At 45.6% G+C, this 4,034-nt stretch carries 5 protein-coding genes and 1 pseudogene; all 6 read right to left on the bottom strand.

What is annotated here, in order from left to right:
• Nucleotides 1–102 precede the first annotated feature (102 nt).
• The gene (locus tag DPV85_RS09680) at nt 103–1,485 is read right to left on the bottom strand and encodes a phage tail sheath family protein (RefSeq protein WP_111327855.1); all 1,383 of its coding nucleotides are present in this window, start codon (nt 1,483–1,485) and stop codon (nt 103–105) included.
• 9 nt (nt 1,486–1,494) lie between these two features.
• Nucleotides 1,495–1,980 carry a Gp37 family protein gene (locus DPV85_RS09675; protein ID WP_111327854.1) on the bottom strand — a complete coding sequence of 162 codons (486 nt, stop codon included), beginning with the start codon at nt 1,978–1,980 and terminating at the stop codon, nt 1,495–1,497.
• A 1-nt stretch (nt 1,981) separates the two neighbouring features.
• Complete coding sequence (locus tag DPV85_RS09670; protein ID WP_111327853.1) at nt 1,982–2,416, bottom strand: gp436 family protein; 435 nt, start codon at nt 2,414–2,416, stop codon at nt 1,982–1,984.
• A complete protein-coding gene (locus tag DPV85_RS09990) occupies nt 2,416–2,781 on the bottom strand; it encodes a DUF7210 family protein (RefSeq protein WP_207798048.1) in 366 nt (121 codons plus the stop codon). Before DPV85_RS09990 ends, DPV85_RS09670 begins: the two co-directional genes overlap by 1 nt.
• Before the next feature lie 69 nt (nt 2,782–2,850).
• Entirely contained in the window at nt 2,851–3,777 is a 927-nt protein-coding gene (locus tag DPV85_RS09660; RefSeq protein WP_111327852.1) for a hypothetical protein, read from the bottom strand.
• 11 nt (nt 3,778–3,788) lie between these two features.
• A pseudogene (locus tag DPV85_RS09655) lies at nt 3,789–4,034 on the bottom strand (peptidase); the annotation flags it as partial.

The following is a 4,034-nucleotide window of genomic DNA, read 5'->3' as shown; positions in this document are numbered from 1 at the left end:
GGGATTTTTACTTCATTCGCGCGTCCCATTTGACTGTTGCCGTTAATATACACGTTGCCGTTGACGATTTGATTAATAGAAATACTCATCGGTTTTTACTCCTTAGCGTTGTGAAACTAAATTCACTAAGTATTTACGGGTCATGACGGACTTGTTAGAAATCAACTCCGCTGGAAGTTTAGGGGTGTATTCATACACTAACGGCACGTGACCTTTACTGAATTCATCAACTAAATCAGTGTCATAATCAAGACTTACGCTGTAGCCCACAATACTCGGAAGCGCACGCAAATAGGTATCTACCGTTTCAAGCAAGCTGTCAATTAATGCATCGTCGATTGGACGGTCAATAAATTGCAACTCTGTGCGGCGGATGCTTTCATCAATTAAGTCACCGGTGCGAAGCGCGGTTTCAAAGTTGATGATATGCGTTACGGTCGGATAATTTGATGAGCGGTTACCCCATAATCTGAAACCTGTACCGAAGCTATTGAAAATGGTTGTAATACCCACCGCATTTAACTGGTTGGTCTCTGATTGTTCATCATCAACACGTGCAGTCAGTGGAATTTCCATGCCAATCACACCTTGCAATGGGCGGTTTGATGTAGAGAACCAGTACCCGTTTTCGGTATCGGTTTTCATTCGCAAGCCAGCCGCATGCACCGCAAGGCTTTCCAACGTATTGCTTGACCCGATAGCATAAGGGAAGAAGTGGCGAGCGCGCTCAGTGCTTGCAGACGCGTTGATTGTACCCAATGGGCCACGGCCTTTGATTGCATCAGAAAGACTTGTGCCTTTTGGTAATTGCACATAAGCCACCGCTTTCAGTTGTTCTGCGAGCGTTGTTAAAGCAGCCGCACAGCTTGCTGTCTTATCAAACTCAGGACAGATTAAAATCTTCGCATCAGCGCCGTATAAGTTAAAGCCGTCGCGCAATAACTCAAATCCTTGGCGTTTACCGGTTGCAGAATCAATACCACCTTTGATGTCATCTTCCGTCACTTTTGTTGGGTCGGCGTATTCATACGTCGCTTTTAATGTTTCGTGTTTTGCTTTTAGAGTAATTTCACCCGTTTGCAAATCTACTGCATAATCGCTGCCTTCAGTTAAAGCGCTGTCTGCGGTTAAGGTTAAATTTAAAAGACCAGGATGCTCAGTTTTAGCGCGCAAGGTGTTATCGTCTTGCGTTAATACCTCATCAGTAACGCTTGTTTTGTGTTTTGCTGGATCTAAAACATTGACCACATACACTTTACCCGCCGAATAGCGAGATAAAACATCAAACGCATCAGGGAGCGTGAAGCCCTTGCCTAAGATTACGCCAAATTTTGAAAAATCTTTGGTCGTTTGACATACAGTCAATTCATTCACCGCGCCGACAGGTGCTGTACCAACGATACCAATAATTGCACCGTCGACAGTTTCCACCGCAACAGAACCGCCTGCTACGCGAATTGTTTTCGTCCCGTGATGGAATGCCATAATTTTCTCCTATGGTTGTTTGGGATTATGTTTATCCGCACGGCGATAGCGTGCGGTGATAAATTTAGGTAAATTGCTTGGTTCGCAAAGCTCTACTTGCCATGTTTCGGTCTGCACCAAAAGCTGATACTGCCAAAGACCGTCTGACTCGCCGCCAAACTCTTCACTCACTAAGCTACACGCTGTGCAGTTAGTTGGTTTAAACCCAACTATTGCCAAGCGGAGCTGGTCTAACATTTCGATTGCCCCGTGGTCGTCATGCTGACTTCGAGCAATCACAGTAAGCGCAACCATAACAACGCGGCGTTGCTGGATGACATCCACACTGTCGATGCTTTCAAACTTCGACCCAGCGTATTGCACCAAAACAGCACCGAATTCGTCTGTGAGATTGTAGTGCTCCAAATCGTCAGGAAATAACTCAATGCTGAACTTGTCCGTTTTATCGGCTATCCGTTGCTGTATGCTTTCTAAAATCGGCAGCGTTGCACTCATATTAATATCCTGTTAAATCGAGCTTCTGTGGCGCGCGTGTGTTGAATTTCAGCGCGCTTGGGTAGTTGTCATCGGCCGCACTCCCGATTTCCGCTAGACCGAGATGCAGTTTGCCGTTTTGAATCCGTTCCAGGTCTTTCAAGGCTTGTGCGTGAGTTTCGCGAACATTGTCCGGAAACCCTTTACCGTCAGGACGGCGGGAATACAACCAATGACGTGCGATTTGCAAACAAATATTGCGTACCAAGGTCGGCACTTGACTTAATGGCAAGACGTAACGCGAGCGCAAATAGCCGTCCACGGTTTCCGTGGCGTATTCGCAAGCCTTATCCAATGTCATCTGATTTGCGGTAGTTGCGCGTGATGTATCATTTGATAGGGCGATTAGCGTACTTTCGCTCATCACATCTTCTAAATCTTGTGCCGTGATATACATTACTTGTTTTTACCTTTGCTTGATTTTGTTGTTTCGCCAGCTTCTTCGCCTGGCTCTTCCGCAGACGTTTCAGCAGCCGCTTCTTCTGCAGACGTTTCAGCCGCCGCTTCTTCTGCAGACGTTTCAGCCGCCGCTTCTTCCGCATCGCTTTCAACCTGTTCAGCAGCAGTTAATTCATCACTTGCGGTTTGTTCAGCTTGCTCGCGTTGCTCGCTGTTAGTTTCGGCCGGCTTAATGTAAATCGCGAGCTTGTCGGCTTCTTCTTCGGTAAGCTCAATCACATCGTTTTGCTCATATCGCTTGCCGTTGTGTAAAATTGCCATCGCCGCTGCGACTAAAAATGCCGTTTTTTGTTTATCTGACATAATTCGCCCTTAAAATAAGTTGAAATTAAACCGCACTTAAATCGCGTTTAAATGCGGTTCAAATTGGGGTTAAATACAACCTTTGATTAAGTAACCAGCAGATTTACCCACGATGTATGGTTTATTGATATCGGTCGTGCGAACGATTTCAACTTTGCCACCTACTTCGGCGTAAGTATCTACATATAAGCCGTTTTTGCGGCGGACGGTATAACCAAATGATGGTTCGTAGATATTTTGTTTTTGCTCTTTTGATGCCGGCGCAACATAAGCCAACACAATCGCTTTCGACCAAATATCTTTTAATTCGCCAGCTTGTTCATGCACCGCTTCACCCACAACAACGCGATCTACTTTGATTAATTTTGCAAAGTCTTCCGGTGTTAATACGGCAGTCGCCACGTATTTGATTTTTTCTAATACTTTCGGGTGTTCGCTTAACACTTCCCACACGTCACCGGAAATTGCACAAACGTTTGGTTTACGGCCAGTGGTGCGTTTAATTGCACGAATACCGGTTTTAATCACACCAATAGGGTCTGAATTAGGGTCGGTAAATTGAGACGTGCCGCTTAAGGTTACTTTGTTTGTGGTTTCGTAATTCGCTTCGTTTAAAGCTAAGTCCGCACAAGCTTTTTCACGACCGAGTGCGATGACATCTTGTGTCACACCGGTTGCATATTGGCGTAATGGATAAACACCTTCGGTTTCATTCACTTCGCGGATGTCGATTGGGTATTCGATGTCGTTTTCTTCTAAAACAACGGTCAATGAACCAATGTCTTCCGGCGTTAAACGATTTGATGCTGCACGAAGCTCACGCTTGGTGGTTTGCAAACGGAACGCTAAGCGACCGAATGTAGGGATTTTGCCACCTTCTTTTTGCGTTTCAGCGATAGGGAACAACACTTCAGAAATCATGTTGCCGTTGTAATAACCTTGTGCGAGCGCCGTTAATACCGGGTCAACTACGCGTTGTTTTGATAAATCAGTCATGCATTTGCTCCTTATTGAGTGATTGCGTTAAATGCGGTTGTGTAGCCCACATTGTGTTCTTTCATATAAGCGCGGACTTTCTTGTCCATATCAATGGACTCAGCGCTTGTGCCTTCGGCGTATTCCACCGTGCCATCTTCTGCGGTTGTGGCATTTTCTTTGGTAGCCACTTCGTTAAATTCAACGATAGCGGGCTGCGCTTCTAAAAACGCCTTGATTTTTCCGTGTAGGCTTTCACCTTCACCGAATTCAACCAC

The sequence above is a fragment of the Haemophilus parainfluenzae genome (genome assembly GCF_003252725.1).
Classification (GTDB): domain Bacteria; phylum Pseudomonadota; class Gammaproteobacteria; order Enterobacterales; family Pasteurellaceae; genus Haemophilus_D; species Haemophilus_D parainfluenzae_L.
The sequence above is the reverse complement of the archived record's forward strand: the minus strand, read 5'-3'. Positions and strand labels throughout refer to the sequence as shown.